Below are 18,145 nucleotides of genomic sequence, written 5' to 3'. Positions count from 1 at the left end.
GGGACAACGATGGCAAAGCGCGATTACTACGAGATTCTGGGTTGCGCCCGTGACGCGGGCGAGGACGAGCTGAAGAAGGCCTATCGCAAGCTCGCCATGAAGTACCATCCGGACCGCAACCAGGGCGACAAGAGCGCCGAGACGCGGTTCAAGGAGCTCAACGAGGCTTACGACGTCCTCAAGGATGCCGAGAAGCGCGCCGCCTATGACCGCTATGGCCATGCCGCCTTCGAGGGCGGCGGTGGCGGCGGGGCCGGGGGCTTCGGCGGCGGCTTCTCCGGCTCGCCCTTTGAGGACATCTTCGAGCAGATGTTCGGCGCCAATTTCGGCGGCGGTGCCGGCGGCGCCCGTGGCCGGGGCGGCGCGGCGGCGGGCCGTGGCTCGGACCTGCGCACCAGCATCGAGATCACCCTCGAGGAAGCCTTCGCCGGGGTCAAGAAGACCATCCGCGTGCCCAGCTCCGTGGCCTGCGAGGCCTGCGACGGCTCGGGCGCCGAGGGCGGCAAGGCCTCCGTGCAGACCTGCGCGACCTGCCATGGCGCGGGCAAGGTCCGGGCGCAGCAGGGCTTCTTCCTGGTGGAGCGCACCTGCCCGACCTGCGGCGGCACCGGCCGCACGGTGAAGAACCCCTGCAAGGTCTGCCAGGGCGCCGGCCGCGTGCAGCGCGACCGCACCCTGAACGTCACCGTCCCGGCGGGTGTCGAGGACGGCACGCGCATCCGCCTGTCCGGCGAGGGCGAGGCGGGGCTGCGTGGCGCGCCCTCGGGCGACCTCTATGTGGATATCGGCGTGCGCACGCATCCGCTCTTCGTGCGCGACGGCAACAACATCTTCGTCCGCGTGCCGCTGCGCATGACCCAGGCGGCGCTGGGCGGGGCGGTCGAGGTGCCGACCATCGACGGCGGCCGCGCCCGCGTCACCATCCCGCAGGGAACCCAGGCGGGCGATCAGTTCCGCCTGCGCGGCAAGGGCTTCTCCGTGCTCCGCTCGGCGGCGCGCGGCGACATGTATGTCCAGGTCAGCGTCGAGACGCCGCAGAACCTCTCCCCTCGCCAGCGCGAGCTGCTGGAGCAGTTCGAGGCTGAGGCGCGGGAGGGCGACCGGTCCTCGCCGGAATCCGAGGGCTTCTTCGCCAAGGTGAAGGAGTTCTGGGACGGCCTGGGCCGCTAAGGCCGGACCCGGCTGGGCGGAAACGCCCGGCCGGTCCTGAAAGCGGCCTGTATCCGCCTCAGCGCAGCGTCGCTTCCTCCAGCACGGCCAGGGCCTGGCCGCTGCCATCGGTCAGGGTCAGCTCGCGCCCCGTGATGCGGTAGCCGGTGGTCGCTTCCAGCACGGCGAAGAAGCGCGTCTCGCGCTGTCCCGCGCCCTGGCCGAGGCAGGCCATGCGGGTGCTGGCCACGGGGCCGATCCGCAGCGTGCCCGGGCCGGACAGATAGGCGCCGGTCAGGCGGTTGCAGCCTCCGGAGCCGGAGACCCGCTTGTTCTGCGCATCGAACTGCAGATAGGGCGCGCGCTGGTCCTGCGCAGGGGGGACGGGCTGCCCGTCCAGTTGCGTCAGGCGCCAGGCGACGCCTTCCAGGGGCTGGTCCGGCGTGGCGGCCACGGGGCGGGCTCCCGGCGATGTCGCGGAACCGGCCTGCGCCCCAGGCGGGGTGGTGCCAGATTGGGTGGTGCCGGAGGGCGGCGCGGCACAGGCGGCGAGGCCGAGCAGCCCGCTCGCCGCGACAGCCAGGAACGCGGCGCGGCCGCGCGGCATGGATCGGTTCGTCATGGTCTTCTGGCCTCCGTGTGATGGGGGAGGGGAGCCTAGCCCGGTCTCCCCGCCCGTGAACCCCGCCGCCCGCCCTCCGGCGGGCCGCGCGTGTCAGCGCTTCGGCAGGAGCAGTTCCGGCGCGATGCTCGTCCCCATGGCGAGATAGCCGGCGCGGTTCGGGTGCAGCTTGTCGCCCGGGCCGCCGGTGGTGGATTCCGGCACCATCTCCGGCCGCAGCCCGCCGGTCGCGGGGTCGAGCGTGACGCGCTCGAAATCCGCCACCGCGTCGAACAGGCCGGAATCGCGGATGAAGGCGTTCAGCCCGCGCCGCTTCTCGTCCTGTTCGGCATGGCCATGCGCGGCGCTGCTGCTGCCCAGCGCGGAGGGCAGCGTGGCGCCGATCACCCGCAGGCCGGGGATGCCGGCGCGCAGCCGGCGCACGCCTTCCCGCATCGCGTCGCGCACCGTGTCGAGCGAGGCATTGCCGTTGCGGCTGAAGTCGTTGATGCCCTCCAGCCAGATCACCGCCGTCACCCCGGACAGGGAGATGACGTCCCGCTCCAGCCGCGACAGGGCGGAGGGGCCGCCGGCGAAGGGCTTTTCCGGCCCGTATTCCGGCGGGCCGGCCACCTGGTTGCCGCCGATCCCGGCATTCACCACCGCGACCGGCCGCTCCGACGCCGCGGCGAGGCGCCGCCACAGCACGTCCGGCCAGCGGTCGTCGCCATTCATGGTGGAGGCGGTGCCGTCGGTGATGGAATCGCCGAGGCAGACCACCACGGGCGTGCCGGCCGGCGCCGCCATGTCCACCGCGTCGAGGAAGAACCAGGAGGCCACGGAATAGGGGAAGGCGGCCTCGCCCTCCTCCGCGCCCCGCGATCCGGCGCCGGGTGGGGAGAGGTAGGAGGTCTGCATCGCCTTGGCGTGCCAGGTCATCGGCCCGGTCTGGCCGGGGAGGTGGAGGGAGACGGCCAGCTTGCGCCCGGCCAGCAGCGGGGAGGCCGCGTCGCCGGGCAGGGACAGCGCCACCGGGTCCGACCAGGCCTGCCCGCCGGGCGGGATCGTCACGCCCGTCTCGCCGCCGAAGCGCACCGGGCGGTTGCTGCCGGGCAGAAGCGCCGCGCCGCCGAGCTGCAGCCCGGCATGCACATCCTCGATCCGCAGGGGACGGGTGCCGAAGGCGTTGGAGAAGCGCAGCCGCGCCTGGGAGCCCCAGACCGTGGGCCGCAGAACCAGCCGCAGCGTCTGGTCGCGCAGGCCCTGCGCCGGTTCCGGGATGGCGAAGCGCTGGTCCGGCTGGGCCGAGGGATTGCCCGCCGGATAGGGTCCCTGGACCGAGGCGGCCCAGCTCGTCACCCAGGACCCCGCGCCGCCCGCGACCGGCGGCGCCGGCAGGGCGGCCGAGGCGGGACGGGCGGCATCCGGGCGCGGCGCGGGCGGATTCCCGGAAACGCTGCCCTGCGCTTCCGCCACGCCCGTGGCGGCGAGGATCAGGCCCGGCGCCCCGAGGGCGAGTGTGCGGCGTTTCATCCTGGCGTTCTCCTCCGGCGGCCTTGGGTAGCCGTCCGGAGGCCAGTGTTCCGCGAAGTCCGGGCGGCGGCAACCGGCCCGGCCCCGCCGCGCGTCCGTCCGGATCAGTCCCGGAACACCACCGTGCGGCTGCCGTTGAGCAGGATGCGCCCTTCGAGCTGCCAGAGCAGGGCGCGGGACAGGACGCGGCGCTCGATGTCGCGGCCCTGGCGGATCAGGTCCTCGGGCGTGTCGTTGTGACTGATGCGCTCCACGTCCTGCTCGATGATGGGGCCCTCGTCGAGATCGGCGGTGACGTAGTGCGCCGTGGCGCCGATGAGCTTCACGCCGCGCGCATGCGCCTGGTGATAGGGGCGCGCGCCCTTGAAGCCCGGCAGGAAGGAATGGTGGATGTTGATGCAGCGCCCCGCCAGCTTCCCGGCGAGGTCGTCGGAGAGGATCTGCATGTAGCGCGCCAGGACCACCAGATCCGTGCCCGTCTCCCGCACCAGCGACCAGATCCGCTCCTCCTGTTCCCGCTTGTTCGCCTTCGTCACCGGCAGGTGGTGGAAGGGGATGCCGGTGAAATCGAGATGCGCGTAGGTCTCCCGCGGATGGTTGGAGACGATGGCCGTCGGGGTCATCGGCAGCTCCCCGATGCGCCAGCGGTAGAGGATGTCGGCGAGGCAGTGGTCGAAGCGGGACACCAGCAGCATGACGCGCTGCCGCTCGCCCCGGTCGCGCAGGCTCCAGGACATGCCGAAGCGTTCCGCGACCTTGCCGAAGCCCTGCCGCAGCGCCGCCAGGTCCAGCCGGTCCTCGGGATGGTCGAGGGTGATGCGCGCGAAGAAGCGGGTGCTCTCCGTGTCGTCGTACTGCTGCGCCTCGCGGATATTGCCGCCATGTTCGAAGATGCAGCCGGCCACCGCCGCCACGATGCCGGGCCGGTTCGGGCAGGACAAGGTCAGGATGTATTGCGTCGCTGTCATGTATGGTCCGATGGCTGGTGAGGGCCGGCTGGCCGCGCCCGCCGGCGCCCATCGCCGTGGCGGCCGTTCCCGCCCGTTCCCGGGGGCCGGGCCGCTGGCCGGCTGTCCGGGGCCTGGCTTCCTCATAGCCCGGCATCACCCCGGCGGGCCAGGGGAGGGCGGGTGGAGCAGCCTGCGAGGTGCCGGGCCGGGGGCGCGGATCACCACAGCGCGAGTTCGGCCGATCTTCCCGGATGTCATCTCGCCCTGTTGATCGGCTGGGGCGGGCGGGGCCGTTCTCATCCCGCGAGGGCTGGTTCAGCTTTCGCCGCAACAACAGGTCTCCGAACGTCACGATGCGATTCACGAAGGGCTGTTGCCCGCAACCATCCGCGCGGGTGCGCCTTTCCGGCCCCGGCCCGTCCGGCGGCGCCTGAGCGGCGCCATGCCGCAGATCTTCTCCCCGCAGGCCGATACGCTGGCCCGTGCCGGGCTCCTGTCTGTCCTTTTGTCCATCCTGGGCGGGCTCGGCCTGCTGCTCTGGCTGCCCTTCACCGCGCATGTGACGCGGCAGGATCTGGTGGTGGAACAGCCCGTGCAGTTCAGCCACGCGCATCATGTCGGCAGCCTTGGCCTCGACTGCCGCTACTGCCACACCACCGTCGCGGAATCCCGCTTCGCCGGCATGCCGCCGACGGAAACCTGCATGACCTGCCATTCGCAGATCTGGACCGATGCCGCGATCCTGGCGCCGGTGCGCGAAAGTCTCGCGAAGCATGTGCCGATCGCCTGGCAGCGCGTCCACCGCCTGCCGGACTACGTCTTCTTCGACCACAGCGTGCATGTGCGCAACGGCGTCGGCTGCGCCACCTGCCATGGCGAGATCGACCGGATGCCGCAAGTCCGGCAGGTGGCGCCGCTGACCATGGGCTGGTGCCTGGACTGCCACCGCGACCCGGCGCCGAACCTGCGGCCGGAGGATGCCATCACCCGTATGGACTGGACGCCGCCCGCCGACCGGCGGCGGCAGGGGGAGGCGCTGATCCGCCATTACATGATCCAGACGGAGGGGCTGACGGAATGCTCCCGCTGCCACCGCTGAACGGCATTTCCGCCGAGGCCCGCGAGGGCGGGCCGGTGATGAGCCGGCGCCGGGCCGGGCTCGCGCTGCTGGGCACGGCGCTGGGCCTCACCGCCTGTGGCGAGCCGGCGGAGGAGATCGTCCCCTATGTGGAGCAGCCGGAGAACGTCGTCCCCGGCGTGCCGATGCGCTATGCCACGGCGCTGACGCTGAACGGCTACGCGCGCGGCGTGATCGCCACCTGCTTCGAGGGCCGCCCGGTGAAGCTGGAAGGCAATGCCGCGCATCCCGGCAGCCTCGGCGGCACCGATGCCTTCACCGAGGCGGCGATCCTGTCGCTCTACGATCCGGACCGTTCCCGCGCCGTGCGTCAGGGCATCCGGATCGCGCCGCGCGAGGCGCTCTTTTCCGCCCTGCTGCCGCAGCTCCGCAAGGCGGAGGCGCGGGGCGGCGCCGGGCTGCACCTGCTGACGGGGCACCTCACCTCGCCCACCCTGCTGCGGCTGATCGGCGAATTGCGCGCCCGCTTCCCGGGCCTGCGCTGGCACGCGCATGAACCGGCGGGGGAGGAGAACGCGCGCGCGGGCGCCGCACTGGCCTTCGGGCGGCCGCTCGATGCCCTGCCGCGCCTGGACCGGGCCACCACCATCCTGGCGCTGGATGCCGATCCGCTCGGCCCCGGGCCGGACCAGCCGCGCCATGCGCGCGGCTTCGCCCGGCACCGGCAGGCACGGGGCGGGCGGGGCGAGGACTTCTCGCGCCTCTATGTCGCGGAATCCGTGCCCAGCCTGACGGGCGCCAAGGCGGATCACCGCCTCGCCCTGCCGCCCGCCGGGCTGCGGGACCTCGCCATCGCCCTGGCCGCCGGGCTGGGGGCCCCATTGGAGGCTCCGGCCCTGGACCCCGCCATGGCGCGCTGGCTGGAGGCCGCGCTGGCGGATCTGCGGGCGCGGCCCGGGGAAGGGCTGGTCCTGGCCGGCCCCTGGCAGCCGCCGGAGGTGCAGGCGCTGGTGCACTGGGCCAACCACCGGCTCGGCGCCCCGGTCGAGTACCGCGAACCCCTGGGGGCGCAGGCGCCGGAGGATCTCGCCGCGCTGGCGGAGGCGCTGCGCGACGGATCGGCGGAGACGCTGCTGATCCTGGACCGCAACCCCGCCTATGACGCCCCCGCCGATCTCGGCTTCGCGGAGGCGCTGGGGAAGAGCGGTGCCTTCACCCTGCATCTGGGCGGCTCTTTCGACGAGACCGCCGCCGCCTGCCGGTGGCATGTGCCGATGACACATCCGCTGGAGGACTGGGGCGATGCCCGGGCCACGGATGGCACGGTCAACCTCGCGCAGCCGCTGATCAAGCCGCTCCACGACACGGTCTCGCCTGTCCAGGCCCTGGCGGCGCTGCTCGGGCGGCTCGGCAGCGACCCACAGGCGGAACTCCGCGCCACCTGGCAGGGGGTGGTGCCCGAGGCGGAATTCGAGACCTGGTGGCGGCAGGCCCTGCATGACGGGGTGGTGCCGGACAGCGCGCCCGCCCCGGTGATGCCGCCGGAGCCACGCCTGCCGGAACTGCGCGCCATGCCGCTGGAGGCCGGGCTGGTCCTCGCGCTGCGACCCGACCCCGCCTGCTGGGACGGACGCTTCGCCAACAATGCCTGGCTGCAGGAATGCCCGAAGCCGCTGACCCGGCAGGTCTGGGGCAATGCGCTGCTGCTGGCGCCGGAGGAAGCCCGGCGGCGCGGCCTGGAGGCGGGCGACATGGTGGCGCTGGACTGGCGCGGGCGGCATCTGGAGGCACCGGCCCTGCCGCTGCCCGGCATGGCGCCGGGCGTGGCGGCGCTGAGCCTCGGCCACGGACGGCAGCGGGCGGGCTCGATCGGCGACGGGCTGGGCGCGAATGCCTATGCGCTGCGGGACAGCGCGGCGCCCTGGGGCGGGGCGGGCCTCGCCCTGGCGAAGACCGGCCATCGTGGCGAGGTCCTGCGCCCGCTGGACGCGCATGGGCTGGAAGGCGACCGGCACAGCCTGTTCCGCGCCTTCGGCCTGGGGGAACTGGCCGGGCGGGAGGCGCCGCCGCAGGCCACGCCACCCAGCCTGCTGCCCGGCAACCGGCCCACGGGGGCGCGTGCGGAGAGTGTGCCGGCCAGCCACCCGCAATGGGCCATGGTGATCGACACGACGCTCTGCATCGGCTGCAACGCCTGCGTCATCGCCTGCCAGGCGGAGAACAGCGTGCCCGTGGTCGGGCCGGAGGAGGTGGCGCGGGGCCGCCACATGGCCTGGCTGCGCGTGGACACCTACTGGCAGAGCGAGGCGGAGGCGGACCCGCGCCCCGGCTTCCAGCCCGTGCCCTGCATGCATTGCGAGCAGGCGCCCTGCGAGCCGGTCTGCCCCGTCGCCGCCTCCGTGCATGACAGCGAGGGGCTGAACGTGCAGGTCTACAACCGCTGCATCGGCACGCGCTTCTGCCAGGGCAACTGCCCCTACAAGGTCCGGCGCTTCAACTTCTTCGGCTACAACGACGGCCAGGAATACAAGAACCTCGGCGACCCGGTGGTGGCGGCGCAGCACAATCCGGAGGTGACGGTGCGGGCGCGCGGGGTGATGGAGAAATGCACCTACTGCACCCAGCGCATCAGCGCCGCCCGCCGCGCCGCGGAGAAGGAGGACCGGCCGCTCCACGCCGACGAGGTGCGCACCGCCTGCCAGAATGCCTGCCCGGCCCAGGCCATCAGCTTCGGCGACCTGACGGCGGCAGGCTCCGCCGTGGCGGCGCTGCGGCGGGAGCCGCAGCACTACGCCCTGCTGGGTGAGCTGGGGACGCGGCCGCGCACCACCTATCTCGGCGCCGTCCGCAACGCCCATCCGGGGCTGGAGGACGGGGCATGAGCGGCGCCACCGACGGGCTGCTGCCGCGCGAGGCCAGCTACGGCTCCCTGGTCGGCACCGTCGCCGATCCGCTGCTGCGGGAGAAGGCGGGCGGACGATACCGCATCGCCTTCCTGGCCGCCCTGCTGGTGACGCTGATGATGGCCGCCGTCATCACCTGGCTCTTCGCCCAGGGCATCGGCATCTTCGGCAACAACACCTCGGTGGTCTGGGGCTTCCCCATCGCCAACTACGTGTGGTGGATCGGCATCGGCAATGCGGGGACCTTCATCTCGGCGGCGCTGCTGCTGACGCGGCAGCCCTGGCGCGCGGCTATCAACCGCTTCGCCGAGGTGATGACGATCTTCGCCGTCTCCATCGCCGGGCTGTTCCCCATCCTGCATCTGGGCCGGCCCTACCGCGCCTATTGGGTGCTGCCCTATCCGAACTCGATGGGCCTCTGGCCGCAATGGGACAGCGCCCTGGTCTGGGACGCCGCCGCCATCGTCGCCTATCTGGCCTTCTCGGTGCTGTTCTTCTTCCTGGGCCTGATCCCGGACCTCGCCACGCTGCGCGACCGGGCGCAGACGCGGGCGGGACAGCGGATCTATGGCGTGCTGGCGCTGGGCTGGCGCGGCTCCGCGCGGCACTGGCACCTGCACGACACGGTGTACCGCGCCATGGCGATGATCGCCCTGCCGCTGGTGGTCTCCGTGCACAGCGTCGCGGCACTGGATTTCGCGGCGAGCCTGATGCCGGGCTGGGAGGAGTCGATCTTCCCGCCCTATTTCGTGGTGGGCGCGCTCTTCTCCGGCTTCGGCATGGTGATCGTGCTCGCCGCCGCGATGCGCCGGGGCCTGGGATTGCAGGCTGTGATCACGCCGCGGCATTTCGAGGTGATGGCGCGGGTGGTGCTGGCCGGGGCGCTCGCCATGGGCCTGTCCTATGCCACCGAATGGTTCAACGACTGGTATGGCGGCGACACGGCGGAACGGGCGCATCTGCACTTCCTGTTCCACGGCACCTACACGCCTCTCTACCTCGCCATGCTCGCCTGCAACGTGCTGGTGCCGCAGCTCTTCTGGATCGGCGCGCTGCGGCGGCGGATCTGGTGCGTGGTGCTGGTGGCGGTGGTGCTGAACATCGGCATGTGGCTGGAACGCATCCTGATCATCTGGAACACCCTGTCCCACACGCATCTGCCGGCGACGGAAAGCGTCTTCCACCCGACGCTCTGGGACTGGGCGCTGCTGGCGGGCACGCTGGGATTCTTCGCGCTGCTGATGCTGACCGTGTCGCGCCTGTTGCCGGTGGTGGCGATGCACGACATGGGCAGGCTGCTGCACCGGCGGAGGCGGGAGGGATGAGCCCGCCGCCGCTGCTCCTCGCCGAGTTCCGCGACCCGGACACGCTGCTGGCCGCCGCCCGGCGGGCGCGGGAGGCCGGGCTGCACCCGATCGACGCGCACACGCCCTTCCCCGTGGAGGGCCTGCCCGAGGCGCTCGGCCTGCCGCACTCCCGGCTGCGGGTGCTGATGCTCGCCGCCGGGCTGGCGGGGGCGGCGCTGGCCTATCTGATGTGCTGGTACGCCTCGGTGCACGGCTATCCGCTGCCGGTCGGCGGGCGGCCGCGCCATGCCTGGCAGGTCTATCTGGTGCTGAGCTTCGAGGGCGGCATCCTGGCCGCCGTGCTGGCCGGCGTGGCCGGGTTCTTCTTCGCCAGCGGCCTGCCGCGCCTGCACCACCCGCTTTTCGCCGCGAAGGATTTCGAGCGCGCCAGCCAGGACCGCTTCTTCCTCTCCGTCGCCGATCCGGGGGCCGACGAGGCACGCCTCGCGGCGTTGCTGGACGGGCTCGGGCCGGTGTCCGTGCGGGTGGTGGCGGCATGAGGCCGCTGGCCCTCCTCCTGCCGCTTCTCCTGTTGGGGGGCTGCAAGCAGGAGATGGCGCAGCAGCGCCGCATGGACACCTATGAGCGGACCGGGGTCTGGAAGGACGGCACCACCGCGCGCCCCATCCCGGCCGGCGCGGTGGCGCGGGGCGATCTGGCGCGCGACGCCGCCGCCCTCACCCCACCGCCCGTCACCCCCGCGCTGCTGGCGCGCGGGCAGGAGCGGTACGGCATCTTCTGCACGCCCTGCCACGGCCTGTCCGGCGAGGGCAACGGCATGATCGTGCAGCGCGGCTTCCCGCCGCCGCCATCCTTCCACACCCGCCGCCTGCGCGCGGTGCCCGCCCGCTACCTCTTCGACGTCATCACCGAGGGCTATGGCGTGATGTATTCCTATGCCGCCCGTGTGCCGCCCGAGGACCGCTGGGCCATCGTGGCCTGGCTCCGCACCTTGCAGGTCTCGCACCACGCCACCCTGGCCGAGGCGCCGGAAGCCGCCGGGGCGATCCGGGAGGCGGGGCCGTGAGCGCCCGCCCGATCCTGGTGACGGTCCTGGCGGGCCTGCTCGCGGCGCTGCTGCTGCTCGGCTGGGGCCTGCTGCTCTCGCCCGGCCTGGCGGCGGTGGGCTGGCTGGCCGGGCTGCTCTTCTGGCTGGGCATCTCCCTGGGCGCCTTCGTGCTGCTGGCGGTGCATGCCCTCACCGGCGGCGCCTGGGGGGAGGCGCTGGACGGGGCGCTGGTGCCCGCCGCGGCGGCGCTGCCGCTCTTCCTGCTGCTCGCCCTGCCGCTGGCCTTCGCCATGCCCGCGCTCTATCCCTGGGTGGCGGACCCGTCGCGCGCCATGCGCACGGATGTGGCGGCGCTCTACCTGAACCCGCCCGGCGCCCTGCTGCGGGGCGGGGTCTCGCTGCTGCTCTGGTCCGCCCTGGCGCCGCTGCTGGTGCTGCTGCGCGGCGCGGCGCGCACGGCGCTGGGGGCGGTGGCGCTGCTGCTGCATGTGGCGATGCTGACCGCCCTGTCGGTGGACTGGCTGCTGTCCATCGACCCGCGCTACCACTCCACCGCCTTCGCCCTGGGGCTGATGGTGATGCAGATCCTGGCGGCCCTCGCCTGGGCGGCCTGCCTCCGGCCCGGGGCCGGGGGCGACGGGGAGGGAGGGGCCGGGGATCTCGCCGGGATGCTGGTGGCCGCCGCGCTTGGCACGCTCTACCTCACCGACACCCAGTACCTCACCGCCTGGTATGGCGACCTGCCGGACAAGGCTTCCTGGTTCCTGCTGCAGCGGGCAGCTCCCTGGCCCTGGGTGCTGGCGGCGGCGCTGCTGCTGTCCGGCCTGCTGCCGCTCTGCGGGCCGATGCTGCGCTCCTGGCGGCGGAGCCCCAGGGCCCTGGCCCGCATCGGGCTGGGGGTGCTGGCGGGACTCTGGCTGCATCTGCTCTGGCTGGCCGGACCGGGCTTCGGCGCCTGGAGCCTGCTGAGCGGGGCGCTCGGCCTCCTCGCCGTGGGAGGGGCCTGGACCGGGCTGGTCCAGGGCGTGCTGGCGTCCCGGCTGCGCCGCCGATCCGATGCGCCGGCGCGGGAAAGGCTGCGCCATGGCTGAGGAGATCCGCACGCGCGAGCCGCTGGACCTCCACCCCCGCGCGGTGCTGCTGGTGGGGCTCGGGACGCTGCTCTTCCTGCTGCTGAGCCTGGGCGGGCTGTTCTGGGTCTATGACCGCTTCGGCATCCGCGGCAACCAGCCGCCCGCGCCGCAGCCCTTCCCGGCACCGGAACTCCAGGCCGACCCGCGCGGCGACCTCGCCCGCTTCCTGGCGGAGCAGCGCGAGGGGCTGGAAGGCTATGGCTGGGTGGACCGGGCGCAGGGCCTGGTCCGCATCCCCGTGCGGCGGGCCATGGAGATCCAGGCCGGGCGTGGCATGGACGCCTATGCGCCGCTGGAGGCGCCGGAGCCGGGCGTGCCGCTGCCGGTGCGGCCCGAGGCGGCCCGCCGAGGGGAGGCGGGGCCATGAGGCGTTTCCCGCTCCGTCCGGGGCTCCTGTCCGCCGCTCTGCTGCTCGCTCTTCCCGGGCCGGCCCGGGCGGTCCTGACCGAGGCGCAACTGGCCGAGGTGGAGCTGGCGCCCCCGCCGGGCGCGCGCCTGCCGCCCGGCCTGCCGCTGTGGGACGAGGACGGGCGCGCCGTCACGCCCGCCGCCCTCCAGCACGGCCTGCCGGCGGTGCTGGTGCTGGCCGACTACACCTGCGTCACGCTTTGCGGCCCGGCTCTCGGCATCGCCGCCCATGCCCTGGCGGAAACCGGGCTGCGGCCGGGGCGGGATGTCGTGTCGCTGGCCATCGCCCTGGGGACCCGGGACGGGCCAGCCGAGGCGCGCGCGATGAAGGCGGCGCATCTGGACGGACTGCCGCCCGCGCTGCTGGCCGCCACGCATGTCCTGACCGGCCCGGCCGCCGCGCTGGCCCGGGCGCAGTCCGCCCTCGGCTACCGGGCGCAGTTCGACGAGGAGGCCGGCCGCTATGCCCATCCCACCGGCATCCTGGTGCTGACGGGCGACGGGCGGGTGTCGCGCCTGCTGGACGGGCTGGCGCCCGATCCGGCGGTGCTGCGGCTGGCGCTGGTGGAGGCCTCCGATGGCCGGATCGGCACGCTGGGGGACCGTCTCCACCTGCTCTGCTACGGGCTCGATCCGGCGCACGGGATCTACAACGGCCTGGTGAAGCGGGCGCTGACCGTAGGCACGCTGCTGACCCTGGCCGGACTGGGGCTGTTCCTCCCCCTGCTCTCGCGCCGCCGGGCCCAGGGTGGCCAAGCCCGGGGTGGCCAAGCCCAGCGTGGGACACGGCCATGAGCGGCTTCCGCCTCTGGCCCGATGCCGCCTCGGACGTCGCGCAGCGCACCGACCTGATCGTGGTGATCATGCTGGTGCTCTCGGGGGCCATCCTGCTGCTGGTGGCCGGCCTGCTGCTCGGCTTCGCCATCCGCTACCGCCGCGGCTCGAAGGCCCCGCGCGGGCCGCTGCCGGAGATCCTGCAGCGGGAGGTCGAGGTCGGCTGGACCGTGGCCACGGCGCTGCTGGCCCTCGTGCTCTTCGCCTGGGGTGGCGCCACCATGCTCTCCTTCGGCCGCGCGGAAGAGGGTGACGCGGTGGAGATCCATGTCCAGGCCAAGCAATGGATGTGGAAGACGCGCCACGCCAACGGAGCGCAGGAGATCGACGCGCTGCACCTGCCCCTGGGCCAGCCGGTGCGGCTGATCATGACCGCGCAGGACGTGATCCATTCCTTCTTCGTCCCGGCCTTCCGCGTGAAGCAGGACGTGCTTCCCGGCCGCCTGACCGAGCTGCGCTTCACCCCCACCAAGCCCGGCACCTACGAGCTGTTCTGCGCCGAGTACTGCGGCACGCTGCATGCCCGCATGGGCGGCACGGTCACGGTGCTGGAACCGGGCGACTTCGCGAAATGGCTGGCGGCGCAGCCGGAGGCCGACGACCTGGCCGGGGAGGGCAGGGTGCTCTTCACCGCGCTCGGCTGCTCCGGTTGCCATGCCGGCAGCGCCACCGTCCGCGCGCCACGGCTGGAGGGGCTTTACGGCCGCCAGGTGCCACTCTCGGACGGGCATTTCGTCACCGCCGACGAGGCCTATCTGCGCGATTCCATCCTGCAGCCGGCAAAGCAGGTCGTGGCCGGGTTCCAGCCGCTGATGCCCTCCTTCGCCGGGCTGGTGGGGGAGGACGAGCTGCAGCGCCTCGTCGCCTATATCCGCTCCCTGCGGGAGGAGAAGTCACCATGAGCGACATCGCCGCCGACGCCGCCATGGCGCCCCCCGCCGGTTCCATGGAGGGGGAAAGCTACCTGACCGCGGAGCGGGGCATCGCCTCCTGGCTGCTGACCACCGACCACAAGCGCATCGCCCTGCTCTACGCGGCGGCTCTGACCGCCTTCTTCTTCATCGGCGGGGCGGGGGCGGTGGCGATCCGGCTGGAACTCTTCACGCCGCAGCAGGACCTGATGTCGGCGGATACCTACAACCGGATGTTCACCCTGCACGGCACGGTGATGGTCTGGTTCTTCCTGGTGCCCTCCATCCCCAACACGCTGGGCAACTTCCTGCTGCCGCTGATGATCGGGGCGAAGGACGTCGCCTTCCCGCGCCTGAACCTGTCCTCCTGGTACCTCTTCGTCGGTGCCGGGGCCTTCCTGGTCTATGCCCTGATCGCCGGCGGGGTGGATACGGGCTGGACCTTCTACACGCCCTATTCGACGATGTTCTCCAACTCCTACGTGCTCGCCGCCGTCTTCGCGGTGATCGCCGTGGGCTTCTCCTCCATCATGACGGGGCTGAACTTCATCGCCACGGTGCACATGCTGCGCGCGCCGGGGATGCACTGGTTCCGCCTGCCGCTGCTGGTCTGGGCGCTCTACGGCACCAGCCTGGTGATGGTGCTGGCGACGCCGGTGCTGACCGCCGTGCTGCTGCTGATCTTCGCCGAACGCGCCTTCGGCCTGCCCGTCTTCGACCCGGCGCGGGGCGGCGATCCACTGCTGTTCCAGCACCTCTTCTGGTTCTACAGCCACCCGGCCGTGTACATCATGATCCTGCCTTCCTTCGGCGTGATCAGCGAGATCGTCACCTGCTTCGCCCGGCGGCAGATCTTCGGCTATACCTTCATGGTCTATGCGATCCTCTGGATCGCGGTGATCGGCTTCCTGGTCTGGGGCCACCACATGTTCGTCTCGGGGCAGTCGCTCTACGCCTCGCTGGTCTTCTCCTTCCTCTCCTTCGTCATCGCCGTCCCCTCGGCCATCAAGGTCTTCAACTGGACCTTCACCCTCTACCGCGGCGAGGTCGTCTTCGAGGCGCCGATGCTCTATGCCATCGGCTTCATCGGGCTCTTCACCATCGGCGGGCTGACCGGGCTCTTCCTGGCCTCCATCCCGATCGACGTGCATGTGACCGACACCTATTTCGTCGTGGCGCATTTCCACTTCATCATGGTGGGCGGCGCGGTCACGGCCTTCTATGGCGGGCTGCATTTCTGGTGGCCGAAGATCACCGGCCGCCTCTACCCGGATGGCTGGGCGCGCTTCGCCGCCATCCTGATGTTCTTCGGCTTCGGCTTCACCTTCTTCCCGCAGTTCATCATGGGCTATCTCGGCATGCCGCGGCGCTACGGCGCCTATCCGCCGGAGTTCCAGGTCTATCACGTCATGTCCTCCTGCGGCGCGGTGCTGCTGGCGGGGGCCTATCTGCTGCCCATGGGCTATCTCGCCTGGTCGCTGCTGCGCGGGCAGCGTGCCGGGGACGATCCCTGGGACGCCACCGGGCTGGAATGGCAGACCTCCTCGCCGCCGCCGCGCGACAACTTCCGCAGCCCGCCGGTGGTGGAAAACGGCCCCTACCTCTATCACGAGGATGGTTCCGGGCCGGACCGGCGGGTGGCGGAGCCGCACCGGAACCAGGGTGGCCCCCGATGAGCGCGTCGGAGCTTCCTCTGCCGGTGGAAACTGCCCCAGGGCCCGATCCGGTCCGGGAGCCCTGGGAGAGCTTCCACCGGCAGCGCCTGGGTTCCAGCCTCGGCATCTGGATCTTCCTGGGCAGCGAGACGATGCTCTTCGGCGGGCTGATCATGGCCGTGGTGGCGAACCGGGTCCTGCATCCGCAGGCTTTCGCCGCCGCCGGGCATGAGACGGATGTGGTGCTGGGCACGCTCAACACCGCCATCCTGCTGACCAGCAGCCTGACCATGGCCATCGCCGCCGAGGCCGCCCAGGCGGAGCTGCGGCGCACGGCCCTGCGCGGCTTCGTCCTGACCCTGATGCTGGGCCTCGCCTTCCTGGTGGTGAAGGGCTTCGAGTACCACAAGGACATCGCGGAGAACCTCGTGCCCGGGCCGGGCTTTCCGCTGCCCGATCCGGCCTCGCAGATCTTCTTCGGCTTCTACTGGGGCATGACCGCGCTGCACGCCCTGCACATGACGGCAGGGCTCGTCGTGGTCGGGTGGCTGAGCTGGCAGGCCTGGAGGCGCCAGCGGGCGCTGCGCAGCCCGGCCTATGAGGTGGCGGCGCTCTACTGGCATCTGGTCGATGTCGTCTGGGTCTTCCTCTACCCGCTCTTCTACCTCGGAGGCCGCTCGTGAACGCGCGGCAGGGCCTGGCCGAGGCCGGCCCGCGCAGCACACGCGACATCCTGCGCGCGACCCTGCCGATCTGGCTGGCGCTGATGCTGCTCCTCGCCGCCACGCTCGGCCTCGCCTATGTGCCGCTCGGGCGCTGGAGCGCGGCGGTGGCCTTCGGCATCTCGGGCGTGAAGACGATCCTGATCGGCCTCTTCTTCATGAAGCTGCGCGACGCGGTGCCGCTGGTCCGCATCGCCGCCTGCGCGGCGCTGCTGTGGATCGCCTTCCTCTTCCTGCTCACCTTCGCCGATCTGCTGACGCGCGCGCCCCTGACACAGCCGGGCACTCTGGTGCCGTCGATGGGCTGATCCGGCGCCGCTCTCCGTGGCCACCCGCCGTGGGAGAGGCGCCGCCTCTCCCACACCCTCTCCGCCCATGACCAGGATGGGGGACCGAAGCCGGTCCCCGGACCCCGGGCTTTCGTTGGCGCCTGTGGTGGCTGTCAGTCCAGCACCTGATCCCGGGAGCTGATGGATCGGTGGGGCTCCCGAAAAAAGCAAACACCCTGTCCGTGTTCGTGGCGCCCGCAGTCGCCGGAGAGCATCGCTCTCCGGCGCGATCCGGCCCGCAGCAGGCGTCAGCGAATGGGGTCCAGGGCGCCCCATGGGACCCTTGGGCGTCCTGGCGGATAAGGGGGCCGGGGAAAAGGCGGAGCCTTGTCCCCCGGGGACGGTGCAACGTCAGGCCGGCACGATCGGCGCCTTGTCCCGGCGCAGTGCGTTGATCACCTGCTGGTCCAGGCGCAGGTGCGACTGCAGCAACTGCTGCGGCGTCAGCGCCATCCACTGGTTCAGCGACAGGTCGGCATAGTAGTCGCTGCGGAACATCTCCAGGAAGCGCAGCGTGGTGTTGCCGGTGTTCTCGACGTAATGCCCCGTGGCGAAGGGCACGTAGCCGACATCGCCCGCGGTGTAGTCGAACGTGCGCGCCTGCCCGTTGGCGGCGAAGACGCCCATGCGCGCCTGCCCTTCGATGTAGTACTGCCATTCATTGGTGTTCGGGTGCCAGTGCAGCTCGCGCAGCCCGCCGGGCTCGACCTCCACCAGCGCGGCGGCGATGGTCTTCGAGGCTTTGAAGACGGAGGAATCCGTGATCCGCACCGTGCCGCTCTTCGTGCGGATCGGGTCCTGCGCCAGCATGCGGTGGCTGAACGCCTCGGCCGGAGGCACCTGCGTCACCCCGGCGAAGCGGTCCTGCGCCAGCGGCCCAGGCTTGTCCGCCTTGAAGATATAGAGCTCGTCCGGGCTCGGCGTATGGCCGAAGAGATTGGCGGGCACGCCGAAATTCTTGCCCAGCACCTCCGTCGGCACGCGGCGGAACCAGTCGCTGATCAGGAAGGTGCTGTCCTCGTCGAAATTCCCGTCGTCGAAGACGAGGAGGAACTCGCAGCCGTCATCGCCCAGGCCCTGGATCGAATGCGGGATGCCGCCGGGGAAGTACCAGAGGTCGCCGACGCCCACATCGTCCACGAACTGCCGCCCCTGCGTGTCGATCGCGGTGATGCGGGCCGTGCCATAGAGCATGTAGGCCCACTCGGCTTCCTTGTGCCAGTGCAGCTCCCGCACGCCGCCGGCATTGAGGCGCATGTTCACCCCGGCGATGTCATGCGACACGCCGAGCTCGCGCACCGTGATCTGCCGCGTCCAGCCGCCGCTTTCCTGCCGCACATGCGCATCGGCGTAGGAGAAGCGCAGGTTGGGCAGCGTCCCGTGATCGGTGGAGGGCGGGTTCAGCATGTCCGGGTTCTGCCGCGTGCGCGGCAGGTCGCGCGGGCCGGGGTCGGTGCCCCCGGTCCCGGCGGCACGGCTGGGCTGCGGGGTCTGCGGGGCTTGCTGTGCGCTTGCCGCCACGGGCACCAGGGTGGCAGCGGCGGCGGTCCCGGCGAGGACATTCCGGCGGGAAAATGAATCCAT

Annotated in this window: 17 protein-coding genes; 13 read left to right on the top strand and 4 right to left on the bottom strand. The window is 72.0% G+C overall.

All coding sequences use genetic code 11. From position 1 onward, the window contains the following. Nucleotides 1–9: 9 nt before the first annotated feature. The gene (gene dnaJ / locus MVG78_RS02350; RefSeq protein WP_247557872.1) at nt 10–1,170 is read left to right on the top strand and encodes a molecular chaperone DnaJ; all 1,161 of its coding nucleotides are present in this window, start codon (nt 10–12) and stop codon (nt 1,168–1,170) included. 58 nt (nt 1,171–1,228) lie between these two features. Here the strand turns inward: dnaJ and MVG78_RS02345 are convergent, their stop codons facing one another. The 3 genes from MVG78_RS02345 to purU form a co-directional block, all read right to left on the bottom strand. Next, a complete protein-coding gene (locus tag MVG78_RS02345; RefSeq protein WP_247557870.1) occupies nt 1,229–1,771 on the bottom strand; it encodes an META domain-containing protein in 543 nt (180 codons plus the stop codon). A gap of 93 nt (nt 1,772–1,864) precedes the next feature. Continuing rightward, entirely contained in the window at nt 1,865–3,283 is a 1,419-nt protein-coding gene (locus MVG78_RS02340) for a GDSL-type esterase/lipase family protein (protein ID WP_247557868.1), read from the bottom strand. 104 nt (nt 3,284–3,387) lie between these two features. Further along, on the bottom strand, nt 3,388–4,251 hold the full coding sequence (gene purU / locus MVG78_RS02335; protein ID WP_247557866.1) for a formyltetrahydrofolate deformylase: 864 nt from the start codon (nt 4,249–4,251) through the stop codon (nt 3,388–3,390). Nucleotides 4,252–4,675: 424 nt separating this feature from the next. On the opposite strand from purU, the gene MVG78_RS02330 reads away from it, so the two are divergent. Genes MVG78_RS02330 through MVG78_RS02275 form a run of 12 tightly spaced genes read left to right on the top strand, consistent with a single transcriptional unit; the run spans nt 4,676 to nt 16,540 of the window. Next, on the top strand, nt 4,676–5,332 hold the full coding sequence (locus MVG78_RS02330) for a cytochrome c3 family protein (protein ID WP_247557864.1): 657 nt from the start codon (nt 4,676–4,678) through the stop codon (nt 5,330–5,332). Further along, a complete protein-coding gene (locus MVG78_RS02325) occupies nt 5,311–8,193 on the top strand; it encodes a 4Fe-4S dicluster domain-containing protein (protein WP_247557863.1) in 2,883 nt (960 codons plus the stop codon). The genes MVG78_RS02330 and MVG78_RS02325 overlap by 22 nt, the downstream gene beginning before the upstream one ends. Next, on the top strand, nt 8,190–9,539 hold the full coding sequence (gene nrfD, locus MVG78_RS02320; protein ID WP_247557861.1) for an NrfD/PsrC family molybdoenzyme membrane anchor subunit: 1,350 nt from the start codon (nt 8,190–8,192) through the stop codon (nt 9,537–9,539). The genes MVG78_RS02325 and nrfD overlap by 4 nt, the downstream gene beginning before the upstream one ends. Further along, nucleotides 9,536–10,060 (top strand): DUF3341 domain-containing protein, encoded by a 525-nt coding sequence (locus tag MVG78_RS02315; protein ID WP_247557859.1) that lies wholly within the window; start codon nt 9,536–9,538, stop codon nt 10,058–10,060. The genes nrfD and MVG78_RS02315 overlap by 4 nt, the downstream gene beginning before the upstream one ends. Further along, entirely contained in the window at nt 10,057–10,587 is a 531-nt protein-coding gene (locus tag MVG78_RS02310) for a c-type cytochrome (RefSeq protein ID WP_247557858.1), read from the top strand. The genes MVG78_RS02315 and MVG78_RS02310 overlap by 4 nt, the downstream gene beginning before the upstream one ends. After that, entirely contained in the window at nt 10,584–11,660 is a 1,077-nt protein-coding gene (locus MVG78_RS02305; protein ID WP_247557856.1) for a hypothetical protein, read from the top strand. The genes MVG78_RS02310 and MVG78_RS02305 overlap by 4 nt, the downstream gene beginning before the upstream one ends. Then, nucleotides 11,653–12,069: a hypothetical protein gene (locus MVG78_RS02300; protein WP_247557854.1), complete on the top strand. Its 417-nt coding sequence runs from the start codon at nt 11,653–11,655 to the stop codon at nt 12,067–12,069. The genes MVG78_RS02305 and MVG78_RS02300 overlap by 8 nt, the downstream gene beginning before the upstream one ends. Next, a complete protein-coding gene (locus MVG78_RS02295; RefSeq protein WP_247557853.1) occupies nt 12,066–12,905 on the top strand; it encodes a thioredoxin domain-containing protein in 840 nt (279 codons plus the stop codon). Before MVG78_RS02300 ends, MVG78_RS02295 begins: the two co-directional genes overlap by 4 nt. Next, nucleotides 12,902–13,846 carry a cytochrome c oxidase subunit II gene (gene coxB / locus MVG78_RS02290; RefSeq protein WP_247557851.1) on the top strand — a complete coding sequence of 315 codons (945 nt, stop codon included), beginning with the start codon at nt 12,902–12,904 and terminating at the stop codon, nt 13,844–13,846. The genes MVG78_RS02295 and coxB overlap by 4 nt, the downstream gene beginning before the upstream one ends. After that, nucleotides 13,843–15,531 carry a cytochrome c oxidase subunit I gene (locus MVG78_RS02285; RefSeq protein ID WP_247557849.1) on the top strand — a complete coding sequence of 563 codons (1,689 nt, stop codon included), beginning with the start codon at nt 13,843–13,845 and terminating at the stop codon, nt 15,529–15,531. Before coxB ends, MVG78_RS02285 begins: the two co-directional genes overlap by 4 nt. Nucleotides 15,532–15,554: 23 nt before the next feature. Further along, a complete protein-coding gene (locus MVG78_RS02280) occupies nt 15,555–16,193 on the top strand; it encodes a cytochrome c oxidase subunit 3 (protein WP_247557847.1) in 639 nt (212 codons plus the stop codon). Next, nucleotides 16,190–16,540 (top strand): cytochrome C oxidase subunit IV family protein, encoded by a 351-nt coding sequence (locus MVG78_RS02275; protein ID WP_247557845.1) that lies wholly within the window; start codon nt 16,190–16,192, stop codon nt 16,538–16,540. Before MVG78_RS02280 ends, MVG78_RS02275 begins: the two co-directional genes overlap by 4 nt. A gap of 372 nt (nt 16,541–16,912) precedes the next feature. Here MVG78_RS02275 and MVG78_RS02270 read toward each other — a convergent pair whose 3' ends face one another. Beyond that, complete coding sequence (locus MVG78_RS02270) at nt 16,913–18,145, bottom strand: cupin domain-containing protein (protein WP_247557843.1); 1,233 nt, start codon at nt 18,143–18,145, stop codon at nt 16,913–16,915.

The sequence above is a fragment of the Roseomonas gilardii subsp. gilardii genome (assembly GCF_023078375.1).
GTDB classification, from domain to species: domain Bacteria; phylum Pseudomonadota; class Alphaproteobacteria; order Acetobacterales; family Acetobacteraceae; genus Roseomonas; species Roseomonas gilardii.
This window is presented reverse-complemented; position numbering and strand designations above follow the sequence as displayed.